General features: G+C 56.7%; 14 protein-coding genes. 7 read left to right on the top strand and 7 right to left on the bottom strand.

Annotation, left to right across the window (positions count from 1 at the left end):
* Positions 1-162 precede the first annotated feature (162 nt).
* The gene (locus IV493_RS08080) at positions 163-1275 is read left to right on the top strand and encodes an oxidoreductase (protein WP_195858045.1); all 1113 of its coding nucleotides are present in this window, start codon (positions 163-165) and stop codon (positions 1273-1275) included.
* Between the two features lie 6 nt (positions 1276-1281).
* On the opposite strand, the gene IV493_RS08075 is transcribed toward IV493_RS08080, so the two are convergent.
* From IV493_RS08075 to IV493_RS08060, 4 genes are all read right to left on the bottom strand, one after another.
* Positions 1282-2178: a LysR family transcriptional regulator gene (locus IV493_RS08075; protein WP_041456880.1), complete on the bottom strand. Its 897-nt coding sequence runs from the start codon at positions 2176-2178 to the stop codon at positions 1282-1284.
* A gap of 199 nt (positions 2179-2377) precedes the next feature.
* Positions 2378-3100 carry a YoaK family protein gene (locus tag IV493_RS08070; protein ID WP_013357996.1) on the bottom strand — a complete coding sequence of 241 codons (723 nt, stop codon included), beginning with the start codon at positions 3098-3100 and terminating at the stop codon, positions 2378-2380.
* A gap of 152 nt (positions 3101-3252) precedes the next feature.
* Complete coding sequence (locus IV493_RS08065) at positions 3253-4797, bottom strand: methyl-accepting chemotaxis protein (protein WP_013357997.1); 1545 nt, start codon at positions 4795-4797, stop codon at positions 3253-3255.
* Positions 4798-4982: 185 nt separating this feature from the next.
* On the bottom strand, positions 4983-6569 hold the full coding sequence (locus IV493_RS08060) for a PTS transporter subunit EIIC (RefSeq protein ID WP_147789171.1): 1587 nt from the start codon (positions 6567-6569) through the stop codon (positions 4983-4985).
* A 261-nt stretch (positions 6570-6830) separates the two neighbouring features.
* Here IV493_RS08060 and IV493_RS08055 point away from each other — a divergent pair, with 261 nt between their 5' ends.
* The 5 genes from IV493_RS08055 to pdeR all read left to right on the top strand — a co-directional run bounded on the left by IV493_RS08055 (position 6831) and on the right by pdeR (position 15879).
* A complete protein-coding gene (locus IV493_RS08055) occupies positions 6831-9134 on the top strand; it encodes an FdhF/YdeP family oxidoreductase (protein ID WP_110330353.1) in 2304 nt (767 codons plus the stop codon).
* A 112-nt stretch (positions 9135-9246) separates the two neighbouring features.
* Positions 9247-11181, top strand: a complete 1935-nt coding sequence (locus IV493_RS08050) for an exoribonuclease II (protein ID WP_195858044.1) — start codon at positions 9247-9249, stop codon at positions 11179-11181.
* Positions 11182-11381: 200 nt separating this feature from the next.
* Complete coding sequence (locus IV493_RS08045) at positions 11382-13451, top strand: carbon starvation CstA family protein (RefSeq protein WP_033783234.1); 2070 nt, start codon at positions 11382-11384, stop codon at positions 13449-13451.
* Positions 13444-13734 (top strand): YbdD/YjiX family protein, encoded by a 291-nt coding sequence (locus tag IV493_RS08040; RefSeq protein ID WP_013358002.1) that lies wholly within the window; start codon positions 13444-13446, stop codon positions 13732-13734. The genes IV493_RS08045 and IV493_RS08040 overlap by 8 nt, the downstream gene beginning before the upstream one ends.
* Positions 13735-13893: 159 nt before the next feature.
* Complete coding sequence (pdeR, locus tag IV493_RS08035; RefSeq protein ID WP_013358003.1) at positions 13894-15879, top strand: cyclic di-GMP phosphodiesterase; 1986 nt, start codon at positions 13894-13896, stop codon at positions 15877-15879.
* A gap of 12 nt (positions 15880-15891) precedes the next feature.
* Here pdeR and IV493_RS08030 read toward each other — a convergent pair whose 3' ends face one another.
* The 3 genes from IV493_RS08030 to araD all read right to left on the bottom strand — a co-directional run bounded on the left by IV493_RS08030 (position 15892) and on the right by araD (position 18802).
* Positions 15892-16758, bottom strand: coding sequence for a crotonase/enoyl-CoA hydratase family protein (locus IV493_RS08030; RefSeq protein ID WP_195858043.1), 867 nt, complete (start codon positions 16756-16758; stop codon positions 15892-15894).
* A gap of 145 nt (positions 16759-16903) precedes the next feature.
* Positions 16904-17887, bottom strand: coding sequence for a 2-keto-3-deoxygluconate transporter (gene kdgT, locus IV493_RS08025; RefSeq protein ID WP_195858042.1), 984 nt, complete (start codon positions 17885-17887; stop codon positions 16904-16906).
* 216 nt (positions 17888-18103) lie between these two features.
* Positions 18104-18802 carry an L-ribulose-5-phosphate 4-epimerase gene (gene araD / locus IV493_RS08020; RefSeq protein ID WP_195858041.1) on the bottom strand — a complete coding sequence of 233 codons (699 nt, stop codon included), beginning with the start codon at positions 18800-18802 and terminating at the stop codon, positions 18104-18106.
* 348 nt (positions 18803-19150) lie between these two features.
* Between araD and osmB the strand changes: the two genes are divergently transcribed.
* The gene (gene osmB / locus IV493_RS08015) at positions 19151-19366 is read left to right on the top strand and encodes an osmotically-inducible lipoprotein OsmB (RefSeq protein ID WP_003853848.1); all 216 of its coding nucleotides are present in this window, start codon (positions 19151-19153) and stop codon (positions 19364-19366) included.
* Positions 19367-19417 lie beyond the last annotated feature (51 nt).

Genomic DNA, 19417 nt, shown 5'->3' with positions numbered 1-19417 from the left:
CGCCTGATTTTGCTGCCGTTATACCGTAACGCTATTAATTATCACCGATCAATCTTTTGCCCCGGACTGGCCATCAGCGACGATAAGCCTGCCCTTCGGTTTATGCATATTTTCAGATTCTGCCGCCTGCATACCGAACCCGAATTTGCAAAAGGATTGATCATGGAACAACGCCGCTATCCGGGCCATAACCACTGGTTTTACGAGAGCCAGACCAGTCCACGTACCACACAGGCCGCACCGCTGGTGCCAGAGGCTGCCCATATCGATGACCGTTTTTTGCTGGGATGCCACGCCAGCGACGCCGTAGTGCAGTCACTGCTGCGCACGCATCAGCCGGCTCTGCTGGCGGCGCGCGATCTGGCACAGCTGCTGTTCCCCGATCGCGTTGTCACCTCGCTGACGCACACCTTAACGCTTTACGACCGCCTCAGCACCGCACTGACCGTGGCGCAGGTCGCGGGTGTGCAGCGGTTGTGTAATCACTACTCTGCCCGCCTCAATCCGCTGCCTGGCCCTGACTCTTCACGAGAGAGTAATAATCGCCTGACCCAGATTACGCAGTATGCGCGCCAGCTGGCGATGCAGCCTGAACTGATCGGTGCCAGCGCCATCACCGCCCTGGATGCGGTCGGCCTGACCGAACCCGATATTGTGACGCTGAATCAGCTGATTGGCTTTGTCAGTTATCAGGCGCGCGTCGTCGCCGGATTACAGGCGCTGAAGGCCCAGCCGGTACGCTGGCTGCCCGGTAGCACCGCACCACCTGATGCAGATTCCACTGGTTTTGACCAGCCAGCCCACTGGCAGCCGGTGCTAAAGCCGCTGGAGCTGCGGTATGCCAGTGCAGAGCAGCTCGCTGCCGTTACCCGTTGTCAGACGCTGCCCGGTATGCAGGACGCGGTATGGCTGCTGGCCCATGACCCATCGGCGCTGTATGGCTGGGCGCAATTGCGTCAGCATCTCTCACAGGAAAACACCCTGGCGGAAGCGACAGCCGCCCGTATTCTCGGCAGCCGCTGGGCGTTCCGGCTGCTGGCCGGGAATGAGGTTTTGATCGAGGGTGTCGATGACACGAATTTAAAAGGAGAAGAGCAACAGATCGTCGCGCTGTCGGCGCAGCTGACCCGTTCACCCGAGCGTTTCAGTGCGGCCCATCTGCAGCCGCTGATGGAGGCGGGCTGGGAACCTGAGGCGCTGTTCGCGCTGATTCAGAGCGTGGCGATAGGCAACTGGAACAGTCGCCTGTTTTACGCGCTGGGCGAGGCGCAGTAGCCTGAGCTAGACCGGCAACTGACCGCGCGCTTCGTCGAAAAAGTGCTGTGCCAGCGGAGTGGCACGGCCAGGTTCCGCTATCACCAGCGCCGCCTGGCGCGCCATCGGCGGCAGCGTAATGCCGCGCTGCTGTAACCCCTGAAGTGATGCGGGCAGCAGATGACCCACCGGCGAGACCAGCAACCCCAGACCGACCTGAGCACACTGCATCAGCTGCATGATTGAGGCGCTCTCCACGATAACCCGCGGCACCAGCGCCGCCTCGCGAAAGGCCATATCAAGATAGCGGCGGAAATAGCGTGTTGGCTCTGCCAGGCAGAGCGGCTGTTGTGCCAGTTCGTCCAGCGTCAGCGGGGTTTCTCCCACCAGCGCCGGGAAGTGGTCAGGATGGAATACGGCCTCAACGCCCTGATCGGCCAGCATCTCGGTCTGAAAATGAAGTTCCCGCAGCGTCGCCATCTCAAAAAAGCCAATGCCGACATCCACGGTGTGGCTGTTAAGCGCTTCCAGCAGCTGATCAGCACTGAGTACCGCAATGCGGTAATCGAGCTGGGGATAACGCGCCTGCACGGCTTTCAGCAGCAGCGGCAGTGCCACGCTGCACTGCGGCACCACGCCAACCCGCAGTGTGCCGTTTACCCCATGTTTCAGCGATTCCACTTCCAGCTTCAGCCCCTGATAGACCGAAACTATTTCACGGGCCCACGCCAGCACGCGATCGCCCTCTGGCGTAAATCCGGCAAAGTTATTGCTGCGGTTAATCAGCGGCAGGCCCAGCTCGCGCTCGAGATTTTTCAGGCGCATGGAGAGGGTTGGCTGTGTAACAAAACTGGCTTCCGCGGCCCGCCCGAAATGGCGTTCCCGCTCCAGGTTACATAAGTAAATGAGTTGTTTAATGTCGATGTTAATTATCCATCAGCAGGTTTAAGACTGTTCGCGTGACTGTCTCAATGGCAGTATCAATCAGAGTATAAGGCTCAATGTTACCCTGCGCGGGCTATGATCTTTTAACCGCACGGATCATCGGCGCAGTCGGGACCAATAAATCAGAGCTACGCGCGGCGGTTATCTGAAACGCAGCGATAACAGCAAAATCACCGTTTCAAACCCTCTGGTTTACTGGCTTAGTAACCAGGGCATTCAGCGCCAGGCAGATTAACCCCAACCCTATGGGCAACAGGAAATCGTAGCCGAGCAGTCGGTAAAGCCCGATGCCGGCCACGCCGCCTGCAAGGAAAGACAGCAGGGTCAGACTGTGCAGCCGCAACCGCCCCAGCAAGCTTGGCGCATCTTTCGGTGAGGCTTTGCGCCGCAACACTTCAAACAGCATCGCCAGCTCAATCCCGATATCAGTCGCCGTGCCGGAGATATGGGTAGTGCGAACCCGGGCATTGGAGATCCGCGTGACGACCGCATTCTGCAGCCCCATTAAAAAGCTCAGGCTCATGATCAACACCACACCGGGCGACCTCGGCGGAAAGTGATTCTCAATCACGCCTAGCGTCATCAGTGCGATGCCCTCAATCAGAATAACGAAGGCATAGATAGTACGGATATTCCTGCGGTGCCCGGCATTAATTATCAACGTTGAAAACATGGAGCCCGCAATAAACAGCAGCACGATCGACAAAAAAAACAGGCCAGGCCCCAGGTTCGCTTTTGCCAGATGATCGGACAGCAGCGAGACATTCCCGGTCATGTTAGCTGAAAAGAAACCGACAATCTCGAAGGCGGCGGTATTCAGCGCGCCTGCGGCAGCGGCCAGCGTGCAGGCCAGTCGGGTATCGGCGCTGTTGCTGCGGGCACTTTCTGTGCTGATTAGCATGACAACCCCGTGTTCAGTGGAAAGCCGTAATAATCCGCTCATTCTGCCGCCGTCACAAGGCGCTGAATCAAACACGTTATTCTCTGCCTCACGATGCGCATCACCGCATCATTCAGGATCCCGCGCGGCCTGGACGCCGCGCGGGGAACCAGTCAGCTGTTTGCCAGACGGAAAGTCGAGACCGACTGCGTCAGGTACTGCACCTGCTCTTCCAGTGAGGCCGACGCCGCCGCAGACTCTTGCACCAGCGCCGAGTTCTGCTGGGTCACGCTGTCCATCTCGGTAACCGCCTGCTCGATCTGACCGATGCCGCGACTCTGTTCATCAGACGCGGTAGAGATATGCTCCATCAGCAGATTCACGCGGCTGACCGATGAGATAATGGCACTCATCGCCTCGCCGGTCCGGCTGACCTGATCGGAACCGGCGTGGATGATGGAGACCGATTCTGCAATCAGTCCTTCAATCTCTTTGGCTGCGGTGGCGCTGCGCTGGGCCAGGTTACGCACTTCTCCTGCGACGACCGCAAAACCACGTCCCTGCTCACCCGCACGGGCGGCTTCGACGGCTGCGTTCAGCGCCAGAATGTTAGTCTGGAAGGCGATGCTGTCGATAACGGTGGTAATTTCCTCAATCTTCTTCGAGCTGGCGTTGATCAGCGCCATCGATGTCACCACTTCCTGCGACACTTTTTCGCCGCTTTCCGCGTTTTTCACCGCTTCACTGGTCAGGCGGCAGGCTTCAAACACGTTTTCAGTGTTCTGTTTCACCGTTGCGCCCAGCTGCTCCATGCTGGCTGCGGTTTCCGTCAGCGCAGCGGCCTGCTGTTCAGTGCGCGAGGCGAGATCGATGTTGCCCGCCGCAATTTCCTGCGAGGCGGTAGAGACTGAGCGGGTTGAATCACGCACCTGAAGAATAATGGCGGTCAGCGCGCTGCGCATCTGCTCCAGCGAACCCATCAGCATCTGAATTTCACTGCGTGAACCCGGTTTCACCGGCACTGTGGCATCCAGCACGCCCGCCGCAATCAGCTTACAGTGCTCCTGCGCTTCATTGATTGGTGAAAGGACATAGCGCTTCATGAAGATGTAAATGGCGATGATGATGCCGAAAAACAGCACGCCAAACAGACCCAGCAACGTAATACCAGAGGTGAAGTGACTCTGAGCGTCGCTGTTGAGCTTTTTGGCGTAAGTTTCGTGCTGGGCCAGAACACGGTCCAGAATAATTTCATACTGACGATCCAGACGAACCACGGTCGGGATCTGATTTTTAAAACGCACCTGATCGTGCGCCTCTGCGGCATCAATCAGCGGCTGCAACCCCTGCTGACGATAGGCCTGATAAGCCTGGCTGTAGGCCTCTGCCTCCGCCTCTTCGCCCGGCAGACGCGGCGCATTCATATAGGCCTGGAAGGCGGCATCGGCTTTACCCGCCACGGTCCGCACGCTGTCCAGCGTGGCGGGATTGCTGGCATCACTGCCCTCAATCTCCTTCATGTACTCCATCAGGCGGACACGCAGCGTACGGCTGTGGTTGATCGGGTCAATGACCGAGAGCACCACGCGGATCTCTTTGTTGACCGCGTTCAGGGAGTGATTGCTCTGAATCAGCAGCCAGGTACTGATCGCCACGCTGGTAAGAAACAACGCCAGCAGGAAGGAAAAGATAATCAGGGAGGACTTTTTTAACGACATCGCGATGTTCCGAAACAGGGAGTATTAGTCGCTATATCGGCAGAAAGGTGCGCCCCATTAGGGCTGTACTTTTTTTAGTTACAATAAGCGGAACGGTAGTGTTCAGTATATGAGCAGGAAGAGGTGCTAACCGCCTGCGGGCGCCGGACGGTTAGCGAAGTAATCAAGTCTGAAGAGAACTGTCGTTACGCGACACCTAGCGCCATTTTCACTTCGTTAGCGATCTTCTCGACCTGAGGACCGTAGATCACCTGAATGTCATGCTCGCTGACGCGATTAACCCCGTTAGCACCGGTGCTCATCAGCGTCTGATCGACCACCTGATTCATCTCTTTGACCCGTACCCGCAAACGGGTAAAGCAGCAATCGACATCCTCGATATTGGCCGGCCCGCCCAGTCCGCTGATAATCACCTGCGTCCGCTCATCCGCAGCAACCTGTTGCGGTTTCTCATCCTCCGACTCCCGGCCCGGCGTTTCGACATGCATCCGGGTAATCACCAGCCGGAAAGCATAGTAGTAGATCGGCGCATAGATGACGCCCAGCGCCAGCGTCCACCACCAGTGGGTTTTCGCGCCGCCCAGCATGCCGAATACAACCAGGTCGATAACGCCGCCCTGCACGTTGCCGATCATCAGATGCAGCATCGACATCAGCATAAACGACAGGCCGGTCAGAAAAGCATGCAGCAGATAGAGCACCGGCGAGACAAAAATAAAGCAGAACTCCAGCGGCTCGGTAATCCCGGTGGTAAATGAGGTTAGCGCACCCGCCATTACCAGCGCTTTGACCCGTTGCTTATGTTCGGGCCGCGCGGTGTGATAGATCGCCAGCGCCGCCGCGGGCAGACCAAACATCATCACCGGAATCTTGCCCTGTGCCAGAAACTGCGTGGCGGTGCGCAGCGTCTCATCGGGAATTGATCCCGGATGGGTCAGCGAGGCATTGAAAATGTTCAGCGCACCGACCACCGTCTGACCATCGACCACCGCCATGCCGCCAATTGGCGTGAAGCGCACGGTTTCGTTGAGGATATGATGCAGGCCGGTGGGGATCAGGATGCGTTCAAAGGCCCCCAGCAGAAACGCGCCATACTGGCCGCTTTTGCCAATCATCTGGCCAATCCAGGCGATACCCTGCCCGATGGTGGGCCAGACCAGCGCCAGCAACACCCCAATCAGCGGCAGACAGACCACGGTCACGATCGGCACAAAACGCCGTCCGCCAAAGAAGCTGATCGCCGTGGGCAGCTGCTGGGTATAGAAACGATTGTGCAGCGCCACCGTGATCAGACCGGCAATTACCCCGCCCAGCACACTCATGTTGTAGGTGAAGACGCCCAGCATGTTGATGTACTCCGCCGAGGTCATCATGGCGGTGGTCTGATCCATCCCCGCCTGCTGCAGCGCGGCGGGTGTAGTAGTGGCTGCGGTGATCCCTTTCGCCGCCAGCGTGGCACTGATACCCACGTTCATCACGATATAGCCAATCACCGCGGCAAAGGCGGCGGTAGGTTTTTCCGCTTTCGCCAGTCCGATGGCGCTCGCCACTGCAAAGAAGACCGGCAGGTTGGCAAACAGCGCCCCGGCGACCTTGCGGATAAATCCAATGATTAACTGCGGCACCTGCATCTGCGCAAAGGCCTCGCCGGTCACCGCCGGGTTCTGCATCGCCGCCGCCAGCCCGAGGAAAATACCCGCGGCAGCGATGACCGAGATTGGCATCATCAACGCTTTGCCAAACGCATGGATCTGGCTGGTCAGCTGTTTCATGGAGTCGCGCCCTCTCTGATAGTGAACAGCAAGTATTAGCCTGTTGTGGGGAGAACTCCCGTTATCAGCCGGTTAAAGGCGGGTAAAATCTGACCACCATCACAATTCTGGCCGATGCACGATAAACGCCAGCTATCGCACCATTAAGTCAATCAATTAGACAAGGTATGAGGATATCTGCAGACTTTGTTTCACCATCAGGCTATAACCTGATAACAAACACCAAACAATAATTCCTACTATAAAAAGCCTGCACTCAATATGAAATTTAAACGCCAAATCAAACCCTACCGCGCGGCTGCGGGCGGCTGGGGTTCACTGGAAGCCACCACGCGTTTCGTTCTGGACAGCAAAGCGGCCCTGAAAAATATGCGCAATCTGATGCGCATGAACAAAGCACGCGGTTTTGACTGTCCGGGCTGCGCCTGGGGTGATGACAATAAAAGTACCTTCAGCTTCTGCGAAAACGGCGCCAAAGCGGTGACCTGGGAAGCGACACGCCGCATGGTCGACAGCGATTTTTTCGCTAAGCACAGTGTGACAACGCTTTATACCCAGAGTGACTACTTCCTGGAGTATCAGGGGCGTCTGACCCATCCACTACGCTACAACGCGGAAACCGACCACTACGAGCCGATCAGCTGGGATGATGCCTTTGCACTGATCGCGCAGCACATCAAGGCGATGGACCATCCGGACCAGATGGAGCTTTACACATCCGGTCGCGCCAGCAATGAAGCCTCCTGGCTTTATCAGCTGTTTGGCCGCCTGATGGGCACCAACAACTTCCCTGACTGCTCCAACATGTGCCACGAAGCCAGCGGCACCGGGCTGAAGCGCAGCATTGGCGTCGGCAAAGGCACTATTCGCCTGGATGATTTCGATCACGCTGATGCCATTTTTGTCTTCGGGCAGAACCCTGGCACCAACCATCCGCGTATGCTGCACAGCCTGCGTCACGCTGCCGATCACGGCGCGAAGATCGTCACCTTCAATACCCTGCGCGAGCGCGGTCTGGAACGTTTTGCCGATCCGCAGAAACCGCTGGAAGTGGTGACGTCGAAAGCCGGCAACATCAGCTCCTCCTATTACCAGCCAAACCTGGGCGGTGACATGGCGGCAGTGCGCGGCATGGTGAAATCCCTGCTGGAGACCCATCGTGCGCGTCTGGCCGCCGGTGAAAGTGGCCTTTTTGATCAGACCTTTATTAATGCCAAAACCAACGGCATTGAGGCCTATCTCGACGCGGTGGATAACACCAGCTGGATGCAGATTGTGGCGCAGTCTGGCCTGACTCAGGCGCAGATCCGTGAAGCGGCTGCCATCTACCAGAGCGCTGACCGCGTGATCTGTACCTGGGCAATGGGCATCACTCAGCATAAGCATTCGGTTGATACGGTTCGCGAGATCACCAACCTGCAACTGCTGTTTGGCCAGCTGGGCAAAAAAGGCGCAGGCCTCTGCCCGGTTCGCGGTCACAGTAATGTGCAGGGCAACCGCACCATGGGTATCGATGAGAAACCGGCCAAAGCCTTCCTGGATGCGCTGGGTAATCATTTTGGTTTCGAGCCACCGCGTGCCCCAGGCCACAACACCGTTGAAGCGCTGAACGCGATGCTGCGTGATGAAGTCAAAGTGCTGATCGCGCTGGGTGGCAACCTGGCTGCGGCTGCGCCCGATTCACCGCGCACCGAAGAGGCGCTGTCACGCTGTGGTCTGACCGTGCATATCAGCACCAAACTGAACCGCAGCCATCTGGTGCCGGGTCACGAAGGGCTGATTCTGCCAACGCTGGGTCGCACCGAGCGCGATACCCAGGCAACCGGCAATCAGTTCATTACCGTGGAAGACTCTTTCAGCATGGTCCACGCCTCTGAAGGTATCGGTATTCCGCTGGCGGAAACACAGCGTTCAGAAACTTCGATTGTTGCGGGTATCGCCCAGGCCGTGCTGGGTGATGAGAAAGTGAAATGGCGCGAGCTGGCGGGTGATTACAACCTGATCCGTGAGCACATTGCCGCGACGATTCCGGGCTTTGCCGACTTCAACGCCAAATGCGATATCCCGGGTGGTTTCTATCTGGGCAACGCAGCAGCAGAGTTGCGCTTTAATACGCCAAGCCAGAAAGCGGAGTTCAACGCGTCGGCGCTACCGTCCTCGCTGTTCCCGACGCTGGATCAGGACGTGCCATTTACGCTGCAGACGCTGCGTTCCCATGACCAGTACAACACCACTATTTACGGCCTTGATGACCGTTACCGTGGCGTGTTTGGTCAGCGTGAAGTGGTGTTCATTAACCCGGACGATATGGCAGACCTGGGCTTCACCGAAGGCCAGAATGTTGATATCGAAACGCTGTGGAATGATGGCATCACCCGTCGCGTCAGCGGCTTCAAACTGGTTCCCTACAATATTCCGCGCGGTAACCTGGCGGCTTATTATCCGGAAACCAACCCGCTGGTGCCGCTGAACAGCTTTGGCGATGACAGCGGTACACCGACCTCTAAATCGGTGCCGGTGAAGCTGGAACTCTCTGAGGCACTGGCCGATCAGCGCATCGCCTGATAGCGCCTTCGCCACACCCTGAAAAGCCGGTTCGTCCGGCTTTTTGCCTTGCCGCGCGGCGTCGATTCGCGTAAAACTGTCAGCCGCAATCAGCCAACGAAACGTAAAAATTATGTTCCAGGATAACCCGCTGCTCGCGCAGCTGAAAGAGAAGCTCCATTCGCAAACGCCTCGTGCTGAAGGCGTCGTTAAAGGCACCGAAAAAGGCTTCGGCTTTCTGGAAGTCGATGCGCAAAAAAGCTACTTCATTCCGCCACCGCAGATGAAGAAAGTCATGCATGGCGATCGTATCACCGCCGTGATCCACAGCGATAAAGATCGCGAAAGCGCTGAGCCGGAAACCCTGATTGAACCGTTCCTGAGCCGCTTTGTTGGCCGGGTGCAGAAAAAAGACGATCGCCTGTCGATTGTGCCGGATCATCCCCTGCTGAAAGATGCCATTCAGTGTCGCCCTGCGCGCGATGTCAGCCATGCATTTGAAAATGGCGACTGGGCCGTGGCAGAAATGCGTCGCCATCCCCTGAAGGGCGATCGCGGCTTTTATGCCGAACTTACCGATTTTATTGTTAAAGCTGATGACCACCTGGCGCCGTGGTGGGTGACGCTGTCGCGTCATAACCTTGAGCGTGAAGCACCTGACGTCAGCTTTGGCGAGATGCTGGATGAAAATCTGACGCGTGAAGATCTGACCGCGCTGGATTTTGTCACCATCGATAGCGCCAGCACCCAGGATATGGATGATGCGCTCTATGTAGAAGCGCAGGATGATGGCGCCCTGCGTTTGACCATCGCCATTGCTGACCCGACCGCCTACGTGCCGGAAGGCAGTCAGCTTGATAAGCTGGCGGCGCAGCGCGCATTTACCAACTATCTGCCGGGCTTCAACATCCCGATGCTGCCGCGCGAACTCTCTGATGATGTCTGCTCGCTGCGTCCGAATGTGCGCCGTCCGGCGCTGGCCTGCCGCGTCACGGTGGCCGCCGATGGCACCTTAAGTGATAACGTCGAGTTTTTTGCGGCCTGGATTGAGTCCAAAGCCAAGCTGGCCTACGACGACGTCTCAGACTGGCTGGAAAACAGCGGCAGCTGGCAGCCGGAGAGTGAGGCGATTGCGGAACAGATTCGTCTGCTGCACCGTCTCTGCCTGGCGCGCGGCGAATGGCGTCAGACCCACGCGCTGGTGTTTAAAGATCGCCCGGACTACCGCTTCCTGCTGGGTGAAAAAGGCGAAGTGCTGGAGATCGTGGCTGAACCTCGCCGTATCGCTAACCGCATCGTTGAAGAGTCGATGATTCTGGCGAACGTCTGCGCGGCGAAAGTGCTGCGTGACCGTCTTGGCTTTGGTATCTATAACGTCCATGCCGGTTTCGATGCGACCAATGCTGAGCAGGCCGCCGCCGTGCTGGCCAATCACGGTATTACCGTGGATGCACAGGCGATCACCACGCTGGACGGTTTCCGCGTGCTGCGTCGTGAGCTTGATGCCCAGCCAACCCAGTTCCTCGACAGCCGCATCCGTCGTTTCCAGACCTTCGCGGAGATCAGCACCGAGCCAGGCCCGCACTTTGGCCTCGGTCTGGAGGCGTACGCCACCTGGACCTCACCGATTCGTAAGTTCGGCGACATGATCAACCATCGTCTGCTGAAAGCGATTATTCGCGGTGAGCAGATTGCCCGCCCGGATGATGCCGTAACGATGACGATGAGTGAACGCCGTCGCCTGAACCGGATGGCGGAACGTGATGTCGGCGACTGGCTCTACGCCCGTTATCTGGCCCCGTTTGCGGGCACCGACCGTCGCTTCAGCGCTGAGATTATCGATGTGTCGCGCGGCGGTATGCGCGTTCGCCTGGTCGAGTTTGGCGCCGTCGCCTTTATCCCGGCACCCTTCATTCACGCCGTGCGTGATGAGCTGGTTCTCAGCCAGGAAAATGGCAGCGTACAGATTAAAGGTGAAGTGGTTTACCGCGTAACTGACGTAATTGATGTGACCATCGCCGAAGTCCGTATGGAAACCCGCAGCGTTGTGGCCCGTCCTGCCGTCTGAACACGGCGTGTTTAAGCGATAAATCTGGCGGGATAACTTCGGTTATCCCGCCTGTTCCCGCCCCGTCCGCGTTACAAAAACGTTAAATTTGTACCCCGCTTCACACTTCTCCACTGATTAACTTTCACTTACATTCCATTACATTAAGTTTAACTCGTTGTTTTCGATCGTCTTCCCTCGGTCCCTACAAGGAGTTAGTCATGAAAAACGTCAAAACCAGTGTCATCTGGTTAGTGGTGGCGTTAATCGGCGCAGGCGCTTTCGCCATGCTGGCCCTCAGCCGCGGCGAACACGTCAACGCAGTCTGGCTGGTGATAGCCGCTGTCGCCTGTTACAGCATCGCGTATCGCTTCTACAGCCTGTTTATCGCCCGCAATATCTTCGAACTGGACGATCGCCGGATGACTCCCGCCGAGCGGCTGAGCGACGGACTCGATTATGTCCCGACCAATAAATGGGTGCTGTTTGGTCATCACTTTGCGGCTATTGCCGGTGCCGGTCCGCTGGTCGGCCCGATTCTGGCGGCGCAGATGGGCTTTCTGCCGGGCACCATCTGGATTCTGGTCGGCGTGATGCTGGCGGGCGCGGTACAGGATTTCCTGATCCTGTTTATCTCCACCCGCCGTGACGGTCGTTCGCTGGGCGAGATGGCGCGGCAGGAGCTGGGGGCGTTTGCCGGTGTGGTGACGATGCTCGGCGCGCTGGGCGTGATGATCATTATTCTGTCGGCGCTGGCGCTGGTTGTCGTGAAGGCGCTGGCGAACAGTCCGTGGGGCCTGTTTACCATCGCGGCCACTATTCCCATTGCGCTGTTTATGGGCGTTTACATGCGCTTTATCCGGCCCGGTAAAATTGCCGAAGTGTCACTGATTGGCTTTGTGCTGATGATGGCGGCGATTATTTATGGCGGTGACGTGGCACAGCATCCTTACTGGGGCCCCTTCTTTACCCTGAAAGGCACCTCGCTGACCTGGGTACTGGTGATTTACGGCTTTATTGCTTCGGTGCTGCCGGTCTGGCTGCTGCTGGCACCGCGCGACTACCTTTCGACCTTTCTTAAAATCGGCGTGATTGTCGGGCTGGCGGTGGGCATTGTCTTTGCGATGCCTGAGATGAAAATGCCAGCGGTGACCAAATTTATCGACGGCACCGGTCCGGTCTTCTCTGGTGCGATGTTCCCGTTCCTGTTTATTACCATCGCCTGCGGCGCGATCTCCGGCTTCCATGCGCTGGTTTCCAGCGGCACCACGCCAAAACTGGTGGAGCGGGAAAGTCATATCCGCTTTATTGGCTATGGCGCCATGCTGATGGAGTCGTTTGTGGCGATCATGGCGCTGATTTGTGCCTCGGTGCTGGATCCGGGTGTCTACTTTGCCATGAACTCACCCGCCGCGCTGATTGGTACCACCGTTGAAAGCGCGTCACAGGTGATCAACGGTTGGGGCTTTGTCGTGACGCCAGAAATGCTGAGCGGCATCGCCCGTGACGTGGGTGAAGGCTCGATTCTCTCCCGCGCAGGCGGCGCGCCCACTTTCGCTGTAGGTATGGCTCACATCATTACCGAGATCTTTAACAGCCGGGCGATGATGGCGTTCTGGTATCACTTCGCCATTCTGTTCGAAGCGCTGTTTATCCTGACAGCTGTCGATGCGGGTACCCGCGCCTGCCGTTTTATGGTGCAGGATCTGGTAGGCACCGTGGTGCCTTCTCTGGCGAACAACCGTTCCTGGCTGGGTAACATGGCGGGCACCAGCGTCGCAGTCGCGGGCTGGGGCTTCTTTGTCTATCAGGGCGTGGTCGATCCACTGGGTGGCATCAACACCCTATGGCCACTGTTTGGTATCGGCAACCAGATGCTGGCGTCGATGGCGCTGATTCTTGGCACCGTCGTGCTGTTCAAAATGAAAAAGCAGCGCTACGCCTGGGTGACTATTCTGCCCACCGTCTGGCTGTTTATCACTTCGATGACCGCGGGCTGGCAGAAAATTTTCCACGAAAAACCGTCCATCGGTTTCCTGGCCCAGGCGAATAAGTTCCGCAAAGGGCTGGATGAAGGCGTGATTATTGCGCCGGCAAAAAGCGTGGCGGATATGCAGACCATCGTGTTCAGCAATCAGATTAATGCGGCGCTGTGCGCTTTCTTTATGCTGGTGGCAGTCACGATGCTGGTCGCCGCGTTCTTTGTGATTCGTCGCGCGCTGAACAGTGCAGTGCCGACCACCAGCGAGACGCCGGTGGCACTGCGCAACAAGGCGGTGCGTCATGTCTGATGCCATTCATCAGGGCCATCGTCCGCAGGGTGAGTGGCAGATTATCCGCTGCCACCTGACGGCTTCGCCGATGCCGCAGGCCCTCAGCTGGCGAGGATTCTGGCGCGGTCTGCAACAGTGCTTCCGCTTAATGGTCGGGGTCCAGGATTATCAAAAATATCTGCAGCATATGCGTCTGCATCATCCCGACCAGCCGCCGATGAATGAGCGCGATTTCCATCGTTACTGCCTGGACGCCCGCTTCCCCAGCCAGGCGGGTAAACTGGGTAAATGTCCCTGCTGACCGCACGCTACAGCCCCGCACCGCCGGGGCTTTTTTGTGCCATTCTTATCTGGATGGAAAAATATATTTGGTTTGCATCTTGTGCTGGCGTCAGATGATGAATACTGTTGCTAAAATAATGAGATAACGCCTGCAGAGCACTTCCCGGAGGAAGTTTCCATGACCGATGAACACGGGCAAACGTTGTTGTACACTCTTTTTGGTACAACCAGCCCTCATTGGCGTCTGACCGCGGACAGCGATGCGTTGCATTTTGCCGAAGATGAGTCATCACAAACCAATATCGCCCTGCCGCTGACCCCCGGCCAGGCCGCAATGATCCGCGCGATGCCGGTCATCACCTCAAGCATCAATCTGACTATGACCCTTCAGGGCATTGATGTGCCGATGCATTTTGTCGGACGTAAAGTGAATCAGGCTTCATGGGCCGGCACCGCCTCTGCCTGGGGCGATACGTCTGCAGTTGCCCGCGATTTAACCCTGGGGCTGTCGTTCGCTGAACAGGTGGTTTCTGAAGCTAATTCGGTGATTGTAATCCTCGATCAGCGCGGCAATATTCAGCGTTTTAACCGCCTGAGTGAAGAATATACCGGCCTGAATGAGCACGAGGTTATTGGCCGTAACGTCTTTCAGCTTTTTATGACCAAACAGGAAGCCTCACAGTCACGACGCAACATTGCGGGCTTCTTCCGTGACGGTAACTCTTATGAGGTTGAGCGCTGGGTCAAAACCAAAAAAGGTCAGCGACTGTTTCTTTTTCGTAATAAGTTTGTTCACAGCGGCAGTGGCAAAAATGAAATTTTCCTCATCTGTTCTGGCACAGACATCACCGAGGAGCGACGCGCCCAGGAACGCCTGCGGGTGCTGGCAAACACCGACACGGTGACCGGTTTACCCAATCGCAACGCCATTCATCAACAGATTAGCCTGGCGCTGGAGCGATCCGAGGGGGATGAGACCGGCGTGGTTTATCTCGACCTCGATAATTTTAAAAAAGTGAACGACGCCTACGGTCATATGTTCGGCGATCAGTTACTGCAGGCAGTTTCACTGGCCATCCTCAGCTGTCTGGGTAAAGACCAGACCCTGGGCCGTCTGGGTGGCGACGAATTTGTGGTGCTGGCTGAGCACACCAGTCAGGCTGCACTGGAAGCGATGTCTTCCCGCATTCTTGAGCGGCTGCGTCAGCCTTTCCGTATCGGGCTAATCGAAGTTTACAGCGGCTGTTCAATTGGCATCGCTTTTGCGCCGCTGCATGGCGACGACCGCGAGAGCCTGATTCGCAACGCAGACACCGCGATGTATCACGCCAAAGAGAACGGGCGCGGCAAGTTCTGCGTGTTTGCGGCAGAGATGAACCAGCGGGTCTTTGAGTATCTGTGGCTGGATACTAACCTGCGCAAGGCGCTGGAACTGGATCATCTGCTGGTGCACTATCAGCCAAAAATCGACAGCGACGGCCAGGTCCGCAGCGCTGAAGCACTGGTGCGCTGGAACTCACCAGAGCGTGGTCTGGTCTCGCCCGCTGACTTTATTCCCTATGCTGAAGAGTCAGGGCTGATTGTGCCGCTGGGACGCTGGGTCATGCTCAACGTGCTGAAGCAGATTATCGCCTGGCGTGAGCAGGGCATTTTTCTGCGCGTCGCCGTCAACGTTTCGGCTCGTCAGCTGATTGATCAGAGCATCTACACTGACCTGAAACAGGCGCTGCACGAGGCTAATATCACCGACTGCCCCATCGATATTGAGCTGACCGAAAGCTGCCTGATTGAGAATGAAACTGAAGCGCTGAAGCTGATGAAGCAGTTTCAGGAACTGGGCGCACAGGTGCACCTGGATGACTTTGGCACCGGTTACTCCTCGCTTTCTCAACTGGCACGCGTGCCAATCAATGCCATCAAACTCGACCAGAGCTTTATCCGCGATATTAACAAGCAGCCGGTTTCACAATCGCTGGTGCGCGCTATCGTCGCCGTCGCCAAGGCGCTCGATTTGCAGGTCATTGCTGAGGGTATTGAGACCCCGGATGAAGAGAAGTTTGTCCTCAAAAGTGGTGTCGATGGGCGTCAGGGTTACTATTACGCAAAACCAATGCCCGCGGAACAATTTGGGCATTGGCTGGCTAAGCATCCTGCCCGCGTTTAACGCTGGTTAAGATTAACCCGCTTTACGCAGTGATGCGCTGTGGCGGTTTTGTAACTGTACCAGGCGTTCCATATAAGCAATATCTTTGGGTTCGATAGTGAAAGCATAGTCAACCCAATCCTCAGTGATATCCATCAGCTCAGCGCGTGACAGTTGCAGCACGCGCTGACGCGCTTTCAGCATCGCCCGCACGCCATTGAGCTTAGGCCGTAACGTATCAATAAAGGTGCGTGTGGCGCGGTAGCTGTCGCCAGGCTGGAAGACTTTATCCACCAGTCCGCGCGTCTCATACCACTCCGCGCTATGGGACTCCCCTTCACAGATTAACTCCTCTGCCAGCTTCATGCCGGAACGACGCGCCACCAGCGAGTAGCCACCCATACCAGGAAACAGGTTAAAGGCAATTTCCGGGAAGCCCATCCGCGCGTTGTTCTGCGCCAGAATGAAGTGATGCGCCAGCGCCGCTTCAAATCCACCGCCCAGCGCACTGCCTTCAATCATCGCCAGCGTCACCGCGCCGGTGTCGAAACCGCGTGCTGCTGAGTGGATGCAGTCCACACAGGCACGAGCATAGGCCCGCAGCGCCTCACGGCGGTTGTTGCGAATGCACTCGACGAAGAAGCGCAGATCGCCACCGGCGTTGAACATCTGCGGCACCAGTGAGCCGGTGACCCAGAAATCGATTGGCATACCGGAGCGCTGAGCGGCATAGCTCAGGTTCATGATCTCCTCAATCAGTTCGTGGTTGAAGCTCGGACGGGGCTGAGCGCGCAGCATCATCCACATGGTACGACGCCCTTCTTCGTAATAGGCGACTAACTGCGTGGTGTTGCCGACTTCGGTAAATAATCTGCACGTTGCTTGGTTAATAACTGTCATTGTCTCATCCTCTGTTTATATTTTGATGCGTTAAATACGCCACATCAGCGTAATGCAGAGTGAGGCCAGACCAAATGAGAGATTGATTTACAACACAAAATCCAGAGTGATCCCCGACTGGCGCGTCGGGGATTGATTAGGCGGGTTACTTAATAGCGGCACGCTGCCCGACGGCAACATGAAGACGCTTAAGACGTTTTGAATAGATGGCGGTGATGATGGGCACCAGCATAGAGGTCACAATCACGGACGTGGCAACCAGCGCCGTGGCTGCCGGGGCAACCGGTTTAAACTGCGGCAGCATTTCGGCAATCAGCACCGGTGTGGCCACCGCCGCGCCTGCCGTACTGGATGCGGCCACGCCAGCCGTGCCATCTCCCCCGCCAATCAGCCGATCGGCCAGAATAAGCGGGATGCCGGTAATGATGATGACGGCTATGCCCAGCATGATGCCCAGCAGACCGGTTTCCGCAATCACCCCAAGGTTAATGGTGTTACCCAGGGCAAAAGCGAAGAAGGGAATCAGCGTATGTACCGCTTTTCCGAAGAAGTCGCGCAACTCCGGATCAAGATTCCCTAATGCAAATCCGACCACAAACGGCAGGACAGCGCCGACAAACACGTGCGGCTCGAATGAGGCGATGCCGGCGGTGCCCAGAATCACCATGGTCATCAATGGCCCGGACTCCAGCGACATCAATACAAAGGCGCCCGCTTCCTCTTTCGAACCGTACTGTTGCATGATGGAGGCATAAAGACCGCCATTGGTCATATCCATCGCGGCGACCAGCGCCAGCGTCGATAAGCCGGCAAATATCCCCACTTCTACGCCATTTTCCGGCATCACCCGCGAGGCGATCGCCGCTACCACCCATGCCACGGCAATTTTGGTAAGCACCAGCGTGCCTGATTTACGCAGTACCGTTCCGGTGGCGCTGAGTTTTATCGACGCCCCCATACAAAAGAACCAGACGGCCAGGATGGGCACGGTGCCGGTCATCAGACCGTTGGTGAAAGAACCGAAATATTTCCCGGCCCCTGGTGAGAACGTATGGCAGAGTGCGCCGATAAACAGCGGTACGAGCATCATGCCGCCCGGAATTTTATCTATTGTCCGTTTGATGTGCATATGAATGTCACCTTTGCTATGCCAGAGGGTGGAGCTGGAAGTGCCCGAAGGCGATGCAGGCAAAGTAGTGACTTGAGGTGACCAAAACAGTGATCGATTCGATAAAATGAAACACTGTTTTATTTTTTTGATAAGTTGTTTTGTTAACTATGATGCGGTTCGCCATACCAGTCTCAAAAGAGACCAAAAAAACGGGACGCTATTGCGTCCCGCCTGTTATTTCTGGCCATACCAGGCATTCTCGCCATGCTTTCGCAGATAGTGCAGGTCAAGCAGCGTCTGATTGATAGGCGGGAGGTTAGCGGTCAGCTGCTGGCTGAACAGCCCCATGTAGGCCACCTCTTCCAGCACGACGGCGCTGTGCACGGCGGCGTGGGCATCTTTCCCCCACGCAAAGGGGCCATGGGAATTGACCAGCACCGCCGGGATCGCCGAGGGTGACAATTCACGCTGCGCGAAGGTCTCGATGATCACCTGGCCGGTATTCCACTCGTAGTCGTGCTGAATCTCTTCATTGCGCATGGCGCGGGTACAGGGGATCTCGCCATAGAAATCATCAGCGTGGGTGGTTCCCCAGGCCGGAATGGGGCGTCCGGCCTGTGCCCAGATAGTGGCATGCCGCGAGTGAGTATGGACAATACCGCCTACCTCAGGCCAGGCAAGATAGAGCGCGCGGTGCGTCGCCGTGTCCGATGAGGGTCGTTTATCCCCTTCTGCCACCTCACCAGTCGCCAGATCCACCACCACCATGTCGTCGCGTTTCATCACGTCATAGCTTACGCCAGACGGTTTAATCACCAGCACGCCCTGTTCGCGATCAACCGCACTGACATTGCCCCAGGTGAAGGTCACCAGGTTATATTTGGGTAAATCCAGATTCGCTTCCAGAACCTGTTGTTTAAGGTGTTCCAGCATGCCTTTTCTCCTGCTGACAATCGTCCCTGAATTTTGCGGAGTCAGACGCCAAAGGGTTATGGAGCAAATGGCTATAAACGCAGAAGGAATGGCTGTGAATCGAAAAATGTGTGGTGATTTAAGAGTTTTCTATCTTCGGAATTTATCCAGAATGCTTAGAATCTTCTCAGGCAATGCGTGGACCTGTCGGGTCCGGCATTGCGCCTCACCCGCTACAAACGGTTTGTCCATGGTGATCACATTTCGATGCCGTCACGGATGCGGCAATGATGCGACACAAGCGGGCTGAGGAAATATCGGAGCTATACTAAGAGTGTTGCCTCTGTGAGCACATCAAAGGAGAAGTGTATGACAACAACAATGAAACGAATCACTGCCGTTGTACTGGCGACCACGTTAGCTGTTGCACTGAGCGGCTGTTCTAACTGGTCTAAACGTGACCGCAACACCGCGATTGGCGCGGGCGCGGGCGCAATTGGTGGTTCAGTATTGACCAATGGTAGCGCACTTGGCACAGTCGGCGGCGCCGCTGTCGGTGGCATTATCGGTCATCAGGTCCACTAAGGACCTTATTAAAAGAATAATCGGCTACGCTAAGCATCTGCATGACAATCG

The organism is Pantoea sp. SM3640 (genome assembly GCF_015654165.1).
Classification (GTDB): domain Bacteria; phylum Pseudomonadota; class Gammaproteobacteria; order Enterobacterales; family Enterobacteriaceae; genus Pantoea; species Pantoea vagans.
This window is presented reverse-complemented; position numbering and strand designations above follow the sequence as displayed.